Here is a 19,714-nt window from a genome sequence, read left to right on the forward strand (position 1 = left end):
TGTCAGATTGCTATGCGCCTGTTAGGGCGCGGCTGGTAACAGAGCCTTATAGGCGCATATGAAAAACCTCCGGCTATGCCGGAGGATATTTATTTTGTGCTAAGCCTGCTGCTTCTTGGTTAAGCTAAGCACGAACAGAATGGCTGCGCTTAGCACCACTGAAGGGCCGGCGGGCGTATCGTAGCAGGCCGAAAAGGTTAACCCGCCGGTGACGGCAATCATGCCAAATAGCACCGCATAACCGGCCATTTGCTCGGGGGTACGGGCAAAGCGACGCGCGGTGGCGGCAGGAATAATGAGCAGTGAGGTGATGATCAGTGCGCCGACGAACTTCATCGCCAAACCGATAGTTAATGCCGTCACCAGCATTAATACGGTGCGCGCCCGTACCAGATTAACTCCGTCAACATGGGCCATTTCCGGGCTGATGGTCATCGACAACAAATCACGCCATTGCCACGCCAGCACGACCAACACCATCACTACGCCGATTGCGATCATCGTGATATCGCTTAGCGTCACCGATAGCAAATCGCCAAATAGATAGGCCATGAGATCGACGCGCACGTTCGACATCAGTGCAACGACGACTAAACCCAGTGATAAGGCGCTATGTGCCATGATGCCCAGCAAGGTATCGACGGAAAGCTGTGGCCGGCGTTCCAGCCACACTAAGGCCAATGCCAGTACCAAGGTGACGGCGATGACGGCGTAAAAAGGATTTACATTGAGCAGCAAACCAAACGCGACGCCCAGCAGTGAGGCATGTGCCAAGGTATCGCCGAAATAAGACATGCGCCGCCAAACGACAAAGGAACCTAACGGGCCGGCCGCACTGGCTAACAAAATCCCGGCGAGCCAGCCGGGGAACAACAATTCAATCATGCTTCACGACCCTCGGTTTTTTTTAACACAATTCTTCCTTTCAGATCGTGGCGGTGGTTATGGTGGTGGCGGTAAATGGCTAATTGTTCGGCTCCGCGATTGCCAAACATGGCGATAAACTCGGGGTGCATTGATACCACTTCTGGGGTGCCGGAGCAGCAAATATGCTGATTCAGGCACAGAACTTCATCCGTTTTTGCCATCACTAAATGCAGGTCGTGCGATACCATCAATACGGCACAGCCCAGCTCTTTGCGCAATTGATCGATCAGATCATACAGAGCCAATTGACCATTGACATCAACACCTTGTGTTGGCTCATCGAGTACCAATAACTGCGGTTTATTGAGCAACGCGCGTGCGAGTAGAACGCGTTGATTTTCTCCACCAGACAGTTTTTGCATCGGTTGATCGAGCAAGTGCGCGGCATTGACCCGTTTCAATGCGGGTAAAATATCGGCTTTTTTCACGCCAGGTTTCAGGCGCATAAACCGGCTAACCGTTAATGGCAAGGTGGCGTCCAGATGTAATTTTTGTGGGACGTAGCCAATGCGCAAACCCGGTAGGCGTTCAACCTCACCTTGCGTGGGGGCGATCAGCCCCAAAACCACACGAACTAGAGTCGATTTACCCGCGCCATTGGGGCCAAGTAGCGTCAAAATACGCCCTGGTTGCAGGTTGAGTGAAATATTCGACAGCACATTACGGCTGCCAAAAGAGAGGGAGATATTTTTTAGTGTTGTCAGTGTAGACATGTCTGATTACATTTTGCAGAACTAACCGAATGTTATAATATCACGCCTCACTGATGAACACGATGGGGATAATTGACAATGAGACAAAAAAATAAATGGCTGCAGCGAACCTTATTAGCGAGTGCGCTGATGCTGGCTGGCAGCGCTTATGCTGCGGTGGTGACGACGTTACGCCCGATAGGATTTATTGCCTCAGAAATTGCAGATGGGGTTACCGATACGGAAATACTGTTGCCGGATGGTGCCTCACCGCATGATTTTGCCTTGCGGCCATCAGATATTCAGCGTTTGAGATCGGCCGATCTGGTGATATGGGTCGGGCCGGAAATGGAGGCGTTTTTGACTAAAGCGTTGCAACCCATCGCAAATAATAAGCAGTTGGCCATTGCCGAGTTATCAACGGTTAAACCGTTGTTGATGAAAGGTGACGACGACGATGATCATCATCATGACCATGCGGATCATGCGCATAGTCATGCGGGTCACGAACATCACCATGATCATCACCATGATCATCACCATGGTGAATATAATATGCACGTTTGGCTGTCGCCAGAAATAGCAAAAGTGACTGCGATCGCGATTCACGACAGATTGTTGGAACTTATGCCGCAAAACAAGGACAAATTAGACGCAAACCTGCGCCAGTTCGAGGATCAGCTAGCGCAAACTGACAAAAATCTTGTTAAGATGCTTACGCCTGTGCAAGGTAAGGGTTATTTTGTTTTTCATGATGCTTATGGCTACTTTGAAAAACACTTCGGTCTGGCTCCATTAGGCCATTTTACCGTCAACCCTGAAATCCAGCCTGGAGCGCAGCGCTTACATCAAATTCGAACACAGTTGGTTGAGCAGAAAGCAGAATGTGTTTTTGCTGAACCACAATTCAGGCCGGCCGTAATCAATGCCGTTGCCAAGGGGACCAATGTGCGTTCTGGAACGCTGGATCCGTTGGGTAGCGGCATCGCATTGGGGAAGGGCAGCTACGGGAATTTCCTGACAGCGCTGTCGAACCAATACGTGAGCTGCCTGAATTAGAGATTATGAGGATAAAATCGAGTGCAGCAGATAGTCCGAACTATCGCTCTGGCGTATAACAACCTGCCACGACCCCATCGCGTTATGCTGGGGTCGTTGACAGTGGTTACTTTGGCCGTTGCCGTTTGGCGGCCTTTTGTTTATCACCCAGAACAGAACCCCATCGTTAAAAATGTTGAGCTAGAATCCGGTCAGTTACGTTCGCTGTTGCCAGAGGCCAGTGAACCCATTGATATCGACCAACCTACCCCCGATGATGACATCCCGCAGGATGAGCTGGACCAAAAGGTCGCCGGAGAGGAAGGTGTGCATGAATATGTCGTCTCAACCGGGGATACGCTGAGCAGTATTTTGACCCAGTACGGCATCGAAATGTCGGATGTGGCCTTGCTGGCGTCGCAAAATCGCGAATTACGTAACTTAAAAATCGGTCAACAACTGTCCTGGACAGTCAATGATGCCGGCGATCTTCAACGCTTGACGTGGGAAGTGTCTCGCCGTGAAACGCGTACCTATGATCGCACGGGGGATACCTTCAAAGAAACGAAGGAAACCCAGAAGGGTGAATGGCGCAATCAGGTGCTCAGTGGCCGCTTAAGCGGTAGCTTTGTCAGCAGCGCGTCGGCGGCAGGCCTGAACCGCGGCGAAATCAGCGCGGTAATTAAAGCATTACAGTGGCAATTGGATTTTCGCAAGTTACGTAAAGGCGACCGTTTTTCTGTGTTGATGTCTCGTGAAATATTTGAAGGCAAGAGCGAGCAAAGCCATCTACTTGGCGTACGTTTGCGCACCGGCGGCAAAGATTATTATGCTATTCGTGCCGAAGACGGTAAATTTTACGATCGCCAAGGTTCTGGTTTAGCGCGTGGTTTTATGCGCTTCCCTACTACGAAGCAGTTCCGTATTTCTTCCAACTTTAATCCGCGCCGTGTTAACCCGGTTACGGGGCGTATTGCACCGCATAAAGGTGTTGACTTCGCTATGCCGCAGGGCACGCCGGTATTGGCTGTAGGGGACGGTGAGGTGGTCATCGCTAAGCGCAGCGGCGCTGCTGGCAACTATGTGGCAATTCGCCATGGCCGCCAATACACGACGCGTTACATGCACTTGAAAAAGCTGCTGGTTAAGCCTGGGCAGAAAGTTAAACGCGGCGATCGTATCGCGCTTTCCGGCAATACGGGGCGTTCAACCGGTCCACATCTGCACTATGAATTCTGGGTAGGCAATCAGGTGGTGAACCCGTTGACGGCGAAACTGCCGCGCTCCGAAGGTTTGAGCGGAAAAGACCGCAGCGATTACTTAGCTCAGGTGCGTCAAGTCGTGCCGCAACTGCAGCTGGATTAATCCCCTCAATACAATTAACGCGTCGGTCTGATGTTCAGGCCGACGCTTTCTTTTGGCGCTTTGTGATAGTTAATTGCAAATCCTTCCTCCGCAATTATTATTAGTCGAACCGCTAAATTAAGAGTTAGTGCATGCAAAACGAGAACAAGTCGAACGTAGAGTTCATTCCACAATTTAAAAAAGCCTTTCTCCATCCGCGTTATTGGGGAGTTTGGCTGGGAACGGGCTTGATGGCCGGTGTTTCGATGATCCCTGCGCGTATGCGCGATCCGGTACTTGGCGCGTTGGGTAGGCTGGTCGGAAAAGTTGCCAAAGGCGCACGACGCCGGGCTCGCATTAATTTGCTGTATTGCCTGCCGGAGATCTCGGAAAGTGAACGTGAACACATCATCGATGAAATGTTCGCTACTGCACCGCAATCGATGGTGTTAATGGCTGAGCTGGCATGCACCAACCCGCAGCGGGTATTGCAGCGGGTGAATTGGCACGGTGAGGAGGTGCTGGAGAAGATTCGTGCCGAAGGGCGTAACGTCATTTTCCTGGTACCGCACGGGTGGGCCGTCGATGTGCCTGCAATGTTGATGGCGGCTCGCGGCCAGCCCATGGCAGCCATGTTCCATAACCAGCGTAACCAACTGGTGGATTATTTGTGGAATGCGGTACGGCGAAAATTTGGTGGACGAATGCATGCACGTAATGACGGCATCAAACCATTTATCAGTTCTGTTCGTCAGGGATACTGGGGATATTATCTGCCAGACCAAGATCACGGTGCGGAACACAGCGAATTTGTCGATTTCTTTGCGACGTACAAGGCAACGTTGCCAGCAGTCGGGCGTTTAATGAAGGTTTGTCGTGCGGCGATTGTCCCTTTATTCCCGGTTTATAATGGCAAAACCAGTATGCTAGATATTTATATTCGTGAGCCAATGGATGATTTGGCGCAGGCCGACGATCTTCGCATTGCACGCCGAATGAATGAAGAAGTGGAAAACTTGGTTGCACCGAATCCTGAACAATACACGTGGATACTTAAGTTGTTGAAGACGAGAAAAGAGGGGGAGGTTGAGCCTTACTCACGCGACGACTTATACCGTTAACTCCCAATACTGCGCAACGGGCACCGATTAATCACTTCGGTGCTTTTGGCTTTCACAGATGAACCATACAACCCTGGCTTATCAAACGATCAATCACTGCAGGAGTGTGAACGAAATCGTTCCAGCGTAAATCAAGCCGCCGCAGGTTTTTCATATCTGCCATATTGTCGGGTAACTCGCTGAGATGGTTGGCGCGTAGATCCAGTGATTGTAATGATGCCAGTTGGGCAACGCTGTCGGGTAGCCGTGTTAAACGGTTAAACCGTAAGTTGACCTCGTGGAGCTGGTCTAGCTGGCAGAATGTATCTGGGAACTGTTCAATAAGGTTATTTGAGAGATCGAGAGTGGTTAATGCTGTCAAACCGGCAATACTATTCGGTAGCACGGTTAACCGATTATTCATCAGATGCAATTCGCGTAAGTTGGTCAATTGGCCGATCGTATCCGGGACTAAAGCGATTCGATTATTATAAAGCCGTAGTTCTTGTAAGGCTGATAGTTCGCATACAGCAGAAGGTAGCTGAGTTAAATGATTATCGGTGATATTCAAATAGCGTAATGCTGTGAGCTTAGCTAGCGTTGCGGGTACGTCGTCAAATAGGTTATTGCTGAGATAGAGATAGGTTAACTGCGAGAGCTGACCGATCTCCTCAGGGATGAACGATGCCCGATTGTGCCCAAAATCAAACATCTGTAACGCGCGCAGCGCACCGATTTCCGGCGGTAATTGTGTCAGTTGATTACATGAAATATTCAATACCTGCAAATTCGTGTGGTTGAATATTTTCTGCGGAAATATCGTAAGGCAATTATTGTACAAACTGATTTTACGCAATGCTGAACCATCGAGTTCTTGCGGGGCGAGCTGTGTCAGTTTCAGATTATCGCGTTCAAGATGTGTTGCTGGCTCAAGGTGACTCGGCGGCGTATGCTGATGATACATCTCGGTGACGTCCTGATGAGAGAGTAAAAGAGGAAGAGCCATTTAGCGCAACAAGAAGAATGCCGGTTAGCATTAACCAACCGGCATAGAAGGCACATTACTCAACGCGTAGAATGCGGCTCGTGTTGGTGGTGCCAACGGTGCCCATCACATCGCCCTGGGTAACCAGAACCAAATCCCCAGACAGCAGATACCCCTTATCACGCAGGCGGCTGATCGCATCATTGGCGGCGGCAACGCCATCAATATGACTGTCAAAATATACGGGTGTCACACCACGATATAATGCAGTGAGGTTCAGCGTATTCTCGTGGCGAGACATAGCGAAGATAGGCAAGCCAGAGCTAATACGCGACATCATCAGCGCGGTACGGCCGGACTCCGTCATCGCGATAATCGCGGTCACCCCTTTCAGATGGTTGGCCGCGTACATGGAGGACATGGCTATCGCTTCTTCGATGTTGTCAAATTGCACATCAAGACGGTGTTTGGACACATTGATACTTGGGATTTTCTCAGCACCTAAACAGACGCGGGCCATCGCCGCGACGGTTTCCGCCGGGTATTGGCCCGCGGCAGTCTCTGCGGATAACATGACCGCATCCGTTCCATCCAGCACGGCGTTCGCCACGTCCATCACTTCCGCGCGGGTTGGCATCGGGTTGGTAATCATGGATTCCATCATTTGCGTGGCGGTAATCACGGCGCGATTAAGCGTGCGGGCACGACGAATCAGCGTCTTCTGGATGCCGACCAATTCAGGATCGCCAATTTCTACACCCAAATCGCCCCGCGCGACCATCACAACGTCTGACGCCAGAATAATATCGTCCATTGCTTCTTCGCTGCAGACGGCCTCAGCGCGCTCAACCTTGGAGACAATTTTGGCGTTACAGCCGGCATCTCGCGCCAGACGGCGCGCGTAATTTAAGTCTTCGCCGGTACGCGGGAAAGATACCGCTAAGTAGTCAACGCCAATTTTTGCCGCGGTGACGATATCAGCTTTATCTTTTTCAGTCAGCGCCTCAGCAGACAGGCCACCACCCAGTTTGTTGATGCCTTTGTTGTTCGACAGTGGGCCGCCGACGGTGACTTCAGTGAAGACTTTCATCCCCTGAACTTCAATGACTTTCAGTTGTACTCGGCCATCATCGAGCAGCAGTATGTCACCGGGGACGACATCAGTAGGTAGGCCTTTGTAGTCAATACCAACCTTTTCTTTATCGCCTTCGCCTTTCGCCATGTTGGCATCGAGCAGGAATTTGTCGCCGATATTCAGGAAAATTTTGCCTTCCTTGAAGGTGGAAACGCGAATTTTTGGCCCTTGAAGATCGCCAAGGATTGCAACATGACGCCCCAATTTAGCAGCAATCTTACGCACTTTGTCCGCACGAGCCTGATGATCTTCCGCAGTGCCGTGAGAAAAGTTAAGCCGAACTACGTTGGCACCCGCAGCAATGATCTTTTCCAGATTATTGTCGCGGTCAGTAGCCGGACCCAGTGTGGTAACAATTTTGGTTCTTCTGAGCCGTCTTGACATGTCTTACTCCGTTGACTGGTGTAGCAAATAAAGTGGTGCGAGAAGCCTCGGATAATGAAACCCAGTGCGAAATATCATTAAACTACACGGATGTTTCACCTGGGTTACCCGCATGTGCGTACTGACACGGTACAGCCTATAATGCTGCCGATCAAATGGCCCATGGTGAGCCTGCGTACGCTGGTTTTTATTTCGATTACTTTTCAAACGTGTTAGGAATGATAGCGCCTTTATCAAAGCGCGATTCTTTCAACGCTTCCTTGACCCGCTTCAAGTTATCTCTGAATTTAGCCCCTCGGCGTAAAGTAAATCCGGTTGCTAACACATCAATGAGCGTTAATTGTGCAATTCGCGACACCATTGGCATATAAACGTCGGTATCTTCGGGAACATCGAGCAGCAGTGCTAGCGTTGCTTCGTGCGCCAATGGGGTGTCGTGTGAGGTAATGGCGATGACGGTAGCGTCGTTTTCGCGTGCTAGTTGCGCCATTTCCACCAGATTTTTGGTTCGGCCAGTGTGCGAGATCAAGACGACGACGTCACCCTCGGCGGAGTTCATGCAGCTCATACGTTGCATCACGATGTCGTCAAAGTAGATCACGGGAATATTGAAGCGGAAAAATTTATTCATCGCATCATGAGCGACTGCCGCAGAGGCGCCTAAACCGAAAAACGAGATCTTTTTTGCCTGTGTTAACAGATCAACCGCACGATTTATTGCGGCAATATCCAGATTAGCCTTTACATTATCCAGGCTGGCCATGACGGATTCAAAAATTTTACTGGTATAGGAATCGACGCTGTCGTCTTCTTCAACGTTGCGATTCACATAGGGCGTACCATTTGCCAGGCTTTGCGCCAGATGTAATTTGAAGTCTGGAAAGCCTTTGGTGTCGAGCCTGCGACAAAAGCGATTAACCGTTGGTTCACTGACGTCGGCCATGCGTGCCAGCGTGGCGATACTGGAGTGAATGGCCGTTTGTGGCGCCGCGAGGATCACCTCAGCGACTTTCCGTTCAGATTTGCTCAGGTGTTCCAGATGGCCCTGGATTTTTTCCAGCGTATTCATATGGCGGGATCACTCATGGTTTTTTCTCCTAAGCTCAGATTGATTGGGTATATCGATTTCAATCAAAGGAGAAATCAATGCCGATTTAGTGAAAATATACTACGTGCCGGTAACCGTTGGCAGTGTCGACAGAGTCATTGTTGTGATTTTTCATCAGAACATGAGCTGTGTCTAACTTTCATAATGGTAAAAGAGCGTCAAAAAAGACAAAAAATTACAATATCCCGCACCTGCGGCGGTTGTTTTGCCGCGTAGTGCATAACAGTAGAATTTCTGAGGCTTTTTTTCTGCTTTTGATCCGGGTTTACTGGCCGTAGGCAAAGAGAGTACATTAGTAATGTAAGAAAATTACAAATATCCTGCAACGAGGAGATGAACATGGCGGTAACCTCTACAGCCCAGGCGTGTGACCTGGTTATTTTCGGCGCGAAGGGCGATTTGGCGCGTCGTAAGCTGCTGCCTTCCCTGTACCAATTAGAGAAAGCCGATCACATCCACCCGGATACCCGTATTATCGGGGTGGGGCGCGCCGAATGGGATAAAGAAGCCTATACCAAAGTAGTGAAAGAAGCGCTCGCTACATTTATGAAAGAAGAGCTGGATGAAGAGTTGTGGGCACGGCTCAGTGCGCGTCTTGATTTTTGTAATCTTGATGTTAATGACAGTAAGAACTTTGCCAAACTTGGCAAAATGCTCGATCAAAAAAATCGCACCACGATTAACTATTTTGCGATGCCGCCAAGCACTTTCGGCGCAATCTGCAAAGGGCTGGGTGAAGCGAAGCTGAATGCCGATCCTGCACGCGTGGTTATGGAAAAGCCATTGGGTACCGATCTGGCTTCTTCCCGGGTGATTAACGATCAGGTGGCTGAGTACTTTAACGAATCACAGGTTTACCGTATCGACCACTATCTTGGCAAAGAAACGGTGCTGAACCTGTTGGCGTTGCGCTTCGCTAACTCACTTTTCTCTTCCAATTGGGATAACCGCACCATCGATCACGTGCAGATTACCGTGGCGGAAGAAGTGGGTATCGAAGGGCGTTGGGGCTATTTTGATCAAGCCGGGCAAATGCGCGACATGATTCAGAATCACCTGTTGCAAATTCTGACTATGATTGCCATGTCGCCACCGGCCGATCTGACAACCGACCGTATTCGTGACGAAAAAGTGAAAGTATTGCGTTCATTACGCCGCATTGACCAGACTAATGTCCGTGAAACGACGGTGCGTGGCCAGTACACTGCCGGTTTTGTGCAGGGTAAAAAAGTACCAGGCTATCTGGAAGAGGAGGGCGCGAACAAAACCAGCAACACGGAAACATTTGTGTCTATCCGTGTTGATATCGATAACTGGCAGTGGGCTGGCGTACCGTTCTACCTGCGTACCGGCAAGCGTCTGCCGACTAAATGTTCAGAAGTCGTGGTGTACTTCAAAAACCCGCCACTCAATCTATTCAGTGATTCGTATCAGCAGCTACCGCAGAACAAATTGACCATTCGTTTGCAACCGGATGAGGGTATTGAAATTCAGGTACTGAATAAGGTACCGGGCTTAGATCACAAACACCGTCTGCAAACCACCAAATTGGATCTGAGCTTCTCAGAAACCTTCAACCAGGAACATGTGGCAGATGCCTACGAGCGTTTGTTGTTAGAAACCATGCGCGGTATCCAGGCGCTGTTCGTGCGTCGTGATGAGGTGGAAGAGGCATGGAAGTGGATTGACTCTATCATGAACGCATGGAAAGCCGACAACGAAGCACCGAAACCCTATCAGTCAGGGACTTGGGGGCCAGTGGCATCGGTCGCGATGATTACCCGAGATGGTCGTTCTTGGAACGAATTCGAATAATGAACTGCCGGCAGCTTGGCTGCCGGCTCTGACAGCAAATAATCTTTTACTGCTGCCACGTAGGAGCGTCGTGCAGCCTCTGGCGCCTATTTCTATCACCATTTGGAAGTGTGAGCCGAATCTGCTTGGATCCTACGCGTTCAGCAACTTTATCACTTTATTATTAATCTCGGCTTTTTAACTGCATTACGCAGAATGAGGGTGCGGCCGGACGTCTACGATCTCGTATCGCAGCGCCCTGTGGCAGGGGCGTGCCAGACAACAACCTCAAGTAGTGGAGAATAACCACCATGTCTAATTGGAAAACCAGTGCTGAACAGATCTTGGCGGCCGGGCCAGTCGTCCCGGTTATTGTGATCAATAAACTGGAACAGGCGGTGCCGTTGGCAAAAGCGCTGGTTGCCGGTGGCGTAAGAGTATTGGAAGTGACGCTGCGCACAGATTGCGCTGTGGACGCGATTCGAGCAATCGCGAATGCGGTGCCGGATGCGATTATTGGTGCCGGTACCGTGTTGAATTCGCAGCAGTTACAACAGGTAACCGATGCGGGAGCGCAATTCGCTATAAGCCCGGGCCTGACAGACAATCTGCTCAAGGCTGCTGTTGCGGGCAGTATCCCGCTGATTCCAGGCATCAGTAGCGTTTCTGAATTGATGTTGGGTATGGATTATGGTCTGCGTGAGTTTAAATTCTTCCCGGCAGAAGCAAACGGCGGCGTAAAAGCGCTGCAAGCGATAGCTGGCCCATTCCCAGAGGTACGATTCTGCCCGACTGGCGGTATTTCGCCGAAAAATTACCGCGATTATCTGGCATTAAAAAGTGTGTTGTGCATCGGAGGATCGTGGCTCGTCCCGACAGAAGCGTTGGAAAAAGGTGACTTTGCACGCATCACCGAATTAGCGCGTGAAGCGGTCAGCGGTGCGCGTGATTAGCGCTACCATGCGCATACGCTGTTTGAGTTGTTAAACATTTCAAGAATTCAGAAGGTTCAAGCAGTTGTTGAGCCTTTTTTTATTTTTGATTTATTTAATTAACTTATTTTTATGCTTATTTTTTGAATTTTTTGTGAAAATAGAGGTTTGATTTATATTTTTCGCTGTGGTACAACTATCTCCGTTAACATTAATACTAATGAGGATATTGAGCAAATCGCACGTGGTGTTTTCCGTTGATGTGCGGCTGAAGATAGAGAATAAAATTATGATAACACTTAACGAAATCACACTCAGAACTTCGCCTTGTCAGCTCTTCCTATCCGCTATCCTTGCCAGTGAACAACACTGGTGCAGCGAGCTATAGCGTCTTTCTCCCTTAACCGGTATTGCTGATAATAGGGGTAATCTCACCTCGTTCAGCATCGTCGGGTAAACCACTTTATTACGTTTGGGTCAGTTTATCCCCAGGTATCTTTGTGTCTACTGCGCCGTATTACGCCGCATAGACAAGATAAATTGGGATAAATACGCCTTTGCGTGCGTTATTTGCCGTTTGGGAGAGAAATCATGATTTATTGGATCTTTTTAGCCTTGGCCATAGTGGCCGAAATTATTGGTACGCTGTCGATGAAATATGCCAGCATCACGGGGGGGATGACTGGGCATATTGTCATGTATGTGATGATAACCTGTTCATACGTGATGTTGTCAGTAGCGATTAAGCGCGTGGCGCTCGGTGTCGCTTATGCGCTATGGGAAGGTATCGGCATTCTGTTTATTACCTTGTTCAGTGTGATGTGGTTTGATGAACCGATCTCTGTGCTGAAAGTGTTGGGGCTGATAACGCTGATCGCGGGAATATTGCTGCTGAAGTCGGGTACTCGCAAAAGCCGAAAACAGGCGATTGCGCGAGGTGACAATCATGCAACAGCTTGAGTTATACCATATCGGGTTTTTGGCGTTGGCCATCGTACTTGAAATTATCGCGAACATCTTTTTGAAAATGTCGGATGGTTTTCGCAAACTGTGGTTGGGATTATTGTCGCTCTTGTCGGTGTTAGGGGCGTTTAGCGCATTGGCACAGGCAGTGAAGGGCATTGATCTGTCCGTTGCCTACGCGTTGTGGGGCGGATTCGGTATTGCTGCCACCATTGCTGCCGGTTGGATTCTATTTGGCCAACGGTTGAATACAAAAGGTTGGATAGGATTGGTATTGCTGTTGGCGGGGATGGTGATCATTAAAGTTGCTTAACGCAACGCCGTTGTCAGTGATGCGGCGGGCAATTGTTTCGCCCGCCGTTTATTTTACTGTGCAGCAATGATTTTAATTTCAACCTTATACTTCGGATTCATCAATTTTGCTTGCACGGTGCAACGTACGGGGGCATTACCGGGGACGACCCAGGCATCCCAAGCGGCATTCATTGCAGCGAAGTCTGCGCTGTCGGCAAGAAAAATGGTCGCATCTAAAATACGACTTTTATCTGAGCCTACCCGAGCCAACAGCACGTCAATGGCTGCCAATGCGTTTGCCGTTTGTGCGGTGGCGTCGTCGTCCAGATTTTCCGGTACGCTGGTGTAATAAACGGTTTCATTGTGGATGACCGCTTCCGACCAGCGCTGCTCAGGATCAATTCGTTCAATATTCATTCAGTTATCTCCATGTCATCATCATCGCTAGATTAACACAGCACTGCGCGGGTTGCTGCCCCCTGCACGGGGGCGCGTATTGTGTATATAATCACAGTTGAATTTTCCCGGCAGAGAGATAGCGTGGCAGACGATTTCGCAATAGAAGGTGCCTTGGCGCAGGCAATCAGCGGCTTTAAACCGCGTGAAGCGCAGCGATTAATGGCCGAGGCGGTAACCGAAGCGATTAACTTTAAGCAATCTCTGGTGGTAGAAGCGGGCACGGGTACGGGCAAAACGTTTGCCTATTTGGCTCCTGCACTTCGCTCCAAGCGAAAAGTCATTATTTCGACCGGTTCTAAAGCACTGCAGGATCAACTGTACGCGCGTGATTTGCCGACCATGGTTAATGCCTTAAAATTTAAAGGTAAATTGGCATTACTGAAAGGGCGCTCTAACTACTTATGTCTGGAGCGTTTGGAGCAGCAATCCATGGCCGGTGGTGAACTGGCTGGCCAAACGCTGATCGATCTGGTGCGTCTGCGTGGTTGGTCATCGCAAACGGTGGAAGGTGACATCAGCACGTGCAGCGAGGTAGCAGAAGACAGTTTTGTCTGGCCGCTGGTGACCAGCACCAATGACAACTGTCTAGGTAGCGATTGCCCACTGTATAAAGAGTGCTTTGTGGTTAAAGCGCGTCGTCGAGCAATGGATGCTGACGTGGTGGTGGTCAATCATCATCTGTTCCTGGCGGATATGGTGGTCAAAGAGAGCGGTTTTGCTGAATTGATCCCTGACGCAGATGTGATGATTTTCGATGAGGCACACCAGATCCCGGATATTGCCAGCCAATACTTCGGGAAACAACTGACCAGCCGTCAACTAATGGATCTCGCCAAAGATATCACTATTGCCTATCGCACCGAGGTGCGTGATTCTGCCCAATTGCAAAAAAGTGCAGACCGTTTAAATCAAAGCACGCAGGATTTTCGGCTGGCTCTAGGGGAACCCGGGTTTCGCGGTAATCTGCGTGAGGTACTGAACCAACCCAACGTACAGCGTGCGCTGCTGTTACTCGATGATGCCTTAGAACTGTGTTACGACGTCATTAAACTGTCGCTGGGGCGTTCAGCTTTACTGGACGCCGCGTTTGAGCGGGCGACGCAGTATCGTGCACGGCTTAAACTGTTGAAACAGGTCAATGAACCGGGGTTCAGTTATTGGTATGAATGCCATTCACGTAATTTTATTTTAGCGTTAACGCCGCTGACGGTGTCCGATCGTTTTCGTGAGCTGATGGATGACAAGCCGGGAAGTTGGATTTTTACCTCTGCGACGTTATCGGTGAATGAACAAATGAGCCATTTTACCGATCGGCTCGGGCTCAATCAGGCCAAAACGTTACTGCTACCTAGCCCGTTTGATTACGCTAATCAGGCGTTGCTGTGTGTACCCCGTTTTCTACCTTCGCCTAATCAACCCGGCGGAGCGCGGCAGCTGGCGCGCATGTTGCGCCCGTTGATTGAAGCGAATCAGGGGCGCTGTTTTTTTCTGTGTACCTCCCATCAAATGATGCGCGAATTGGCTGAAGAGTTTCGTGCCATCATGACGTTACCCGTATTGTTACAAGGGGAAACCAGTAAAGGCCAATTATTGGCGCAGTTTGTTGAAGCTGGTAATGCGTTGCTGGTGGCAACCAGCAGTTTTTGGGAAGGCGTAGACGTACGTGGCGATGCGCTGTCGTGCGTGATTATCGATAAACTGCCTTTTACTTCGCCGGACGATCCGCTGCTGAAAGCGCGCATTGAAGATTGCCGCTTACGCGGCGGTGATCCGTTTAATGATGTACAACTGCCCGACGCGGTGATCACCTTGAAGCAGGGCGTGGGGCGTCTAATTCGCGATAGCGACGATCGCGGTGTGTTGGTGATTTGCGATAATCGGTTGGTGATGCGTCCTTATGGTGAGGTGTTTCTCAACAGCTTGCCGCCGACACCGCGCACCCGCGATTTGGCGCAGGCCATTGACTTCCTGAAGGCGGAATAGTCGTAACATATGGGCTGTGCTATAATTCGCGCCCTATTTTCTCCCGCCTGAGGTTGGCATGTCCCCGCGAATTTTAGCGATAGATACGGCGACGGAAGCCTGTTCCGTTGCCCTCTGGAATCAAGGTGAAACTCACGCCCTGTTTGAACTGTGTCCACGCGAGCATACACAACGTATTTTGCCCTTGGTGCAGCAGATATTGGCGGAGTCTGGCTTATCACTCTCTCAGCTCGATGCGTTGGCCTTTGGTCGGGGCCCGGGCAGCTTTACTGGCGTGCGCATTGGTATTGGTATCGCGCAAGGTTTGGCGCTGGGTGCCGAGCTGCCAATGTTAGGCATTTCTACCTTACAAACTATGGCCCAGGGTGCCTGGCGTATGACCGGTGCTGAACGCGTATTGGCCGCTATTGATGCCCGCATGGGGGAGGTTTACTGGGGGCAGTTTGAACGCCAGCCTGACGGCAGTTGGCAGGAAAGCGCAGGTGAAGCGGTACTGTCGCCAGCGCAGGCATTAGATCGTGCGCAACGATTGGCCGGGGAATGGGCGCAAGTGGGCACCGGTTGGCAAACTTATCCTGAGTTGGTTGCCGGTGCGCCGATAACGCTCCGCGATGGACACATGTTATTGCCGCAGGCTGAAGATATGTTACCACTGGCGTTACGCGCTTGGCAGCGAGGTTTAGCGGTTAGCGTGGAAAATGCGGAACCAACCTATTTGCGCAATGAAGTAACCTGGAAAAAGTTACCGGGACGCGAATAATCGCGTTTCGTTGAGTCTGGGTTAAAGCAAGGATGGCGCACATTGCAACTTGCGGCTAAAAACGCAGTCGAAGTTACAGCATTTTCAGGAGATTGCGATCATGTTAATTCATACTGTAACGAAAATACGGTCGCTGCTGGCGATAGCTGGTGGCGTTATGCTGTTGTCCGGTTGCGTGACCGTACCGGATGTGATCAAAGGTAACTCGCCTACGCCGGTTGTTGATCTTGCGTCGGTGCAAAACGCACCCAGTATGTTTAGCGGGGCTGACGCGCGCTTTGGCGGCAAGGTAATAAGCGTACTCAATGAGCAGGGTAAGACCGTGCTGGAGATTGCAGCGGCACCGCTGGATGCAGGCGCGCGGCCGATTCTTGGTGAACCCTCTCAGGGCCGGTTGCTGGCATCGGTTAAGGGGTTTCTTGAACCTTCCGATTTCAGAGGCCATTTGGTGACAGTGGTCGGGCCCATCACTGGGGTGCAGCAGGGAAAAATTGGTACCACGCCGTATAAATTTGTCACCATGGATGCCACGGGTTTTAAACGTTGGCGGTTGGCGCAACAAATCGTTATGCCACCTGCCCCGATGGGGCCATGGGGCTGGCGAAGTGGGCCATGGGGGCCTGGCTGGGGCGCAGGTTACGGCTGGTATAACCCAGGCCCTGCCCAGGTGCAGACTATCGTTACCGAATAAGTTACGTGTAGAACATTCAATGTTATTAGGGCGGCTTATAGGCTGCCCTTTTCTTTTGGTGAAAGGATTCGCTAGCAATTAGTGACCTACATCGCAACCTGAATATTGTTTAAAACGCAAACTGGTACGCTGAGTTAAAATATTGTTAAAGTTTGCTGCGTGTTTGGGGGCTGCGATAATAATGAGTAATGATTTCAGGAGTAATACCTTGGATAAGGTCTGGTTAAAACGTTACCCGGCAGATGTTCCGGCAGAAATCGACGCCATTCGTCTTTAGTCGAAATGTTTGAAAGCGCGGCACTGCGTTATGCCGATCAACCGGCCTTCATCAACATGGGCGAAGTGATGACCTTCCGAAAACTGGAAGAGCGCAGCCGTGCTTTTGCCGCCTATTTGCAAAATGAACTGGGCTTGCACAAAGGCGACCGTGTTGCCCTGATGATGCCTAACTTATTGCAATATCCGATTGCGCTATTCGGTGTTTTACGTGCTGGCATGGTGGTGGTTAATGTTAACCCGCTTTATACCCCGCGCGAGCTGGAGCATCAGTTAAATGACAGTGGGGCAGCGGCGATTGTCATCGTATCCAATTTCGCGCATACGCTGGAAAAAGTGGTATTCAAAACCCAAGTAAAACACGTCATTTTGACGCGTATGGGCGATCAGCTCTCTGCTGCCAAAGGTACCTTGGTTAACTTTGTGGTGAAGTATATTAAACGTTTGGTGCCGAAGTATAATTTACCGGACGCTATTTCGTTTAGAGTTGCTTTGCAGCGTGGCCGCCGGTTGCAATATGTGAAACCGGACATCATTAATTCCGATTTGGCGTTTTTGCAATATACCGGTGGCACGACCGGCGTCGCCAAAGGCACGATGCTGACGCACCGCAATATGCAGGCCAACTTGGAACAAGCGAAAGCCGCCTATGCGCCTTTATTCCGTGATGGACAGGAGTTGGTGGTCACTGCATTACCGTTGTACCACATCTTTGCTCTGACGGTGAATTGCCTGCTGTTTATTGATCTGGGCGGGCGCAACCTATTGATTACCAATCCTCGTGATATTCCCGGCTTGGTAAAAGAGTTAGGCAAATATCCGTTTACCGCGATGAGCGGCGTGAATACGCTATTCAACGCGTTGCTCAATAATGAAGAGTTCCACAAGCTGGATTTTTCTACGCTGCGTTTTTCCGTCGGCGGGGGGATGTCGGTACAAAAATCGGTGGCGGATCGCTGGGAGAAAACCACCGGTAAGCATTTACTGGAAGGTTATGGTCTGACGGAATGTGCGCCGTTAGTGGCAGGTAATCCGTATGATTTGAAACACTACAGTGGCAGTATCGGTTTGCCGGTACCGTCAACCGACATTCGGTTGGTAGACGATAACGGTCAAGATGTTGCTCTGGGCGAACCGGGCGAACTGTGGGTCAAAGGGCCGCAAGTTATGTTAGGCTATTGGCAGCGGCCTGAAGCGACCGATGAAGTGCTGAAAGACGGCTGGCTGGCCACTGGCGATATTGTCACCGTGGATAAGGACGGTTTTATCCGGGTAGTCGATCGTAAGAAAGATATGATTCTGGTTTCAGGATTTAACGTTTATCCGAATGAAATTGAAGAGGTTGTCAGTCAGCATGCGAAGGTATTGGAATGCGCGGCGATTGGTGTCCCAAGTGATGTATCCGGTGAGGCCGTCAAGATTTGTGTGGTAAAGAAAGATGCGTCGCTCACTAAAGATGAGCTGTTAACACATTGTCGTCGTTATCTTACCGGGTATAAAGTGCCTAAGATTGTCGATTTTCGCGATGAGTTGCCAAAATCGAACGTAGGCAAAATTTTGCGGCGGGAGCTGCGCGACGAACAGAATACGCCAAAGTCGACCAAGATGGATTGATTTCTGCCTCGCAGTCCCTTTTATGAACAACGCCGGTGAATACCGGCGTTGCTGTGTTTGAATCATGAAATAAGAGAATGATGTTTTGAATTATACGTTGATCACAACCGATGCCGGATTGCAGCAGGTCTGCGAGCAGGCAAGAAAACATGCCCAGATTGCGCTCGATACCGAATTTGTCAGAACGCGCACCTACTATCCGCAGTTAGGTCTGATCCAGTTATACGATGGTGAACAACTCTCCCTGATCGATCCATTGCCGATCACGCATTGGCAGCCGTTTATCGACTTGCTGGTCGATACGGCAGTAGTGAAGTTTTTACATGCGGGTAGTGAAGATCTTGAGGTTTTCCTGAATGCCTTCAAGGTATTGCCGACGCCATTAGTGGATACTCAGATTCTAGCGGCCTTTACTGGCAAGCCGTTGTCATGTGGTTTTGCTACGTTGGTGGCGGAATATATGCAGGTCGAATTGGACAAAAGCGAATCGCGAACCGATTGGTTGGCACGCCCACTAACCGAACGTCAGTGTATTTATGCCGCGGCTGATGTGTTCTATTTACTGCCGATGGCGAAACAACTGGTGTTGGAAACCGAACAGGCCGGTTGGACAGCCGCTGCCAGCAGTGAGTGCCTGTTGTTGTGCCAACGGCGTAGTGAGGCATTGACGCCCGAATTGGCCTATCGTGAAATCACAAATGCATGGCAATTGCGCGGGCGTCAGTTGGCATGTCTGCAAAAGTTGGCAGAATGGCGGTTACGCCAGGCGCGCGAACGCGATCTGGCCGTCAACTTTGTGGTGCGCGAAGAAAACTTGTGGGCTGTCGCACGTTACATGCCGGGTTCACTGGGGGAATTGGACGCGCTTGGCTTAAGTGGTCCGGAAATTCGTTATCATGGCAAAACATTATTGGCGCTGGTAGCGGAAGCCAATGAACTGGATGAGGCTAATTTTCCGCCGCCGGTGGAAAACTTAATCGATCAGCCCGGCTATAAGAAAGTATTTAAAGATATCAAAGCGGCGATCGTCACTGTCAGTGAGCAAAGTGGTTTGAGCAGTGAATTGTTAGCGTCACGGCGTCAAATTAATCAACTATTGAATTGGCATTGGAAATTAAAAAACAGTGAGAATTTACCAGAATTAATCAGCGGTTGGCGTGCAGATTTATTAGCCGAGCCGTTGCAGGCTATTCTAAAGAATTACTAATAGAATGATAAAAATAGCGGGGCAGGGG

The 19,714-nt window shown here is 50.2% G+C and carries 17 protein-coding genes and 1 pseudogene; 12 read left to right on the plus strand and 6 right to left on the minus strand.

Translation table 11 applies throughout. The features are described 5' to 3' along the window. Positions 1 to 99 precede the first annotated feature (99 nt). Entirely contained in the window at positions 100 to 885 is a 786-nt protein-coding gene (gene znuB / locus ACQKDS_RS10610; protein WP_399669780.1) for a zinc ABC transporter permease subunit ZnuB, read from the minus strand. Then, complete coding sequence (gene znuC / locus ACQKDS_RS10615) at positions 882 to 1,640, minus strand: zinc ABC transporter ATP-binding protein ZnuC (RefSeq protein WP_399669783.1); 759 nt, start codon at positions 1,638 to 1,640, stop codon at positions 882 to 884. Before znuC ends, znuB begins: the two co-directional genes overlap by 4 nt. Positions 1,641 to 1,718: 78 nt before the next feature. On the opposite strand from znuC, the gene znuA reads away from it, so the two are divergent. The 3 genes from znuA to lpxM all read left to right on the plus strand — a co-directional run bounded on the left by znuA (position 1,719) and on the right by lpxM (position 5,122). After that, positions 1,719 to 2,678, plus strand: coding sequence for a zinc ABC transporter substrate-binding protein ZnuA (znuA, locus tag ACQKDS_RS10620; RefSeq protein WP_399669786.1), 960 nt, complete (start codon positions 1,719 to 1,721; stop codon positions 2,676 to 2,678). Between the two features lie 21 nt (positions 2,679 to 2,699). Beyond that, positions 2,700 to 4,022 carry a murein DD-endopeptidase MepM gene (gene mepM, locus ACQKDS_RS10625; protein WP_399669789.1) on the plus strand — a complete coding sequence of 441 codons (1,323 nt, stop codon included), beginning with the start codon at positions 2,700 to 2,702 and terminating at the stop codon, positions 4,020 to 4,022. Positions 4,023 to 4,153: 131 nt separating this feature from the next. After that, the gene (lpxM, locus tag ACQKDS_RS10630) at positions 4,154 to 5,122 is read left to right on the plus strand and encodes a lauroyl-Kdo(2)-lipid IV(A) myristoyltransferase (RefSeq protein ID WP_399669792.1); all 969 of its coding nucleotides are present in this window, start codon (positions 4,154 to 4,156) and stop codon (positions 5,120 to 5,122) included. Positions 5,123 to 5,174: 52 nt separating this feature from the next. On the opposite strand, the gene ACQKDS_RS10635 is transcribed toward lpxM, so the two are convergent. From ACQKDS_RS10635 to ACQKDS_RS10645, 3 genes are all read right to left on the minus strand, one after another. Beyond that, complete coding sequence (locus ACQKDS_RS10635) at positions 5,175 to 6,107, minus strand: leucine-rich repeat domain-containing protein (RefSeq protein ID WP_399669795.1); 933 nt, start codon at positions 6,105 to 6,107, stop codon at positions 5,175 to 5,177. 55 nt (positions 6,108 to 6,162) lie between these two features. Further along, complete coding sequence (gene pyk, locus ACQKDS_RS10640; RefSeq protein ID WP_399669798.1) at positions 6,163 to 7,605, minus strand: pyruvate kinase; 1,443 nt, start codon at positions 7,603 to 7,605, stop codon at positions 6,163 to 6,165. Between the two features lie 196 nt (positions 7,606 to 7,801). Then, positions 7,802 to 8,674 (minus strand): MurR/RpiR family transcriptional regulator, encoded by an 873-nt coding sequence (locus ACQKDS_RS10645; RefSeq protein ID WP_399669801.1) that lies wholly within the window; start codon positions 8,672 to 8,674, stop codon positions 7,802 to 7,804. A gap of 378 nt (positions 8,675 to 9,052) precedes the next feature. Between ACQKDS_RS10645 and zwf the strand changes: the two genes are divergently transcribed. From zwf to mdtI, 4 genes are all read left to right on the plus strand, one after another. Next, on the plus strand, positions 9,053 to 10,528 hold the full coding sequence (gene zwf / locus ACQKDS_RS10650; protein ID WP_399669804.1) for a glucose-6-phosphate dehydrogenase: 1,476 nt from the start codon (positions 9,053 to 9,055) through the stop codon (positions 10,526 to 10,528). Positions 10,529 to 10,818: 290 nt separating this feature from the next. After that, positions 10,819 to 11,460 carry a bifunctional 4-hydroxy-2-oxoglutarate aldolase/2-dehydro-3-deoxy-phosphogluconate aldolase gene (locus tag ACQKDS_RS10655; protein WP_399669807.1) on the plus strand — a complete coding sequence of 214 codons (642 nt, stop codon included), beginning with the start codon at positions 10,819 to 10,821 and terminating at the stop codon, positions 11,458 to 11,460. Positions 11,461 to 12,030: 570 nt separating this feature from the next. After that, positions 12,031 to 12,399, plus strand: coding sequence for a multidrug/spermidine efflux SMR transporter subunit MdtJ (gene mdtJ / locus ACQKDS_RS10660; RefSeq protein WP_399669809.1), 369 nt, complete (start codon positions 12,031 to 12,033; stop codon positions 12,397 to 12,399). Next, positions 12,386 to 12,715, plus strand: a complete 330-nt coding sequence (gene mdtI / locus ACQKDS_RS10665; protein ID WP_399669812.1) for a multidrug/spermidine efflux SMR transporter subunit MdtI — start codon at positions 12,386 to 12,388, stop codon at positions 12,713 to 12,715. Before mdtJ ends, mdtI begins: the two co-directional genes overlap by 14 nt. A gap of 53 nt (positions 12,716 to 12,768) precedes the next feature. Here the strand turns inward: mdtI and ACQKDS_RS10670 are convergent, their stop codons facing one another. After that, positions 12,769 to 13,113: a RidA family protein gene (locus ACQKDS_RS10670; protein WP_399669815.1), complete on the minus strand. Its 345-nt coding sequence runs from the start codon at positions 13,111 to 13,113 to the stop codon at positions 12,769 to 12,771. Between the two features lie 123 nt (positions 13,114 to 13,236). On the opposite strand from ACQKDS_RS10670, the gene ACQKDS_RS10675 reads away from it, so the two are divergent. From ACQKDS_RS10675 to rnd, 5 genes and pseudogenes are all read left to right on the plus strand, one after another. Then, positions 13,237 to 15,138, plus strand: coding sequence for an ATP-dependent DNA helicase (locus ACQKDS_RS10675; protein ID WP_399669818.1), 1,902 nt, complete (start codon positions 13,237 to 13,239; stop codon positions 15,136 to 15,138). Between the two features lie 58 nt (positions 15,139 to 15,196). Next, positions 15,197 to 15,898, plus strand: a complete 702-nt coding sequence (gene tsaB / locus ACQKDS_RS10680) for a tRNA (adenosine(37)-N6)-threonylcarbamoyltransferase complex dimerization subunit type 1 TsaB (RefSeq protein WP_399669821.1) — start codon at positions 15,197 to 15,199, stop codon at positions 15,896 to 15,898. 100 nt (positions 15,899 to 15,998) lie between these two features. Continuing rightward, positions 15,999 to 16,589, plus strand: a complete 591-nt coding sequence (locus ACQKDS_RS10685; RefSeq protein ID WP_399669824.1) for a Slp family lipoprotein — start codon at positions 15,999 to 16,001, stop codon at positions 16,587 to 16,589. A 208-nt stretch (positions 16,590 to 16,797) separates the two neighbouring features. Beyond that, positions 16,798 to 18,479 (plus strand): annotated as a pseudogene (gene fadD / locus ACQKDS_RS10690) (long-chain-fatty-acid--CoA ligase FadD). An 85-nt stretch (positions 18,480 to 18,564) separates the two neighbouring features. Further along, complete coding sequence (gene rnd, locus ACQKDS_RS10695) at positions 18,565 to 19,686, plus strand: ribonuclease D (protein WP_399669827.1); 1,122 nt, start codon at positions 18,565 to 18,567, stop codon at positions 19,684 to 19,686. The last annotated feature ends 28 nt before the right edge of the window (positions 19,687 to 19,714 follow it).

It is taken from the genome of Serratia sp. NPDC078593 (assembly GCF_050268245.1).
Lineage (GTDB): Bacteria > Pseudomonadota > Gammaproteobacteria > Enterobacterales > Enterobacteriaceae > JBNNGK01.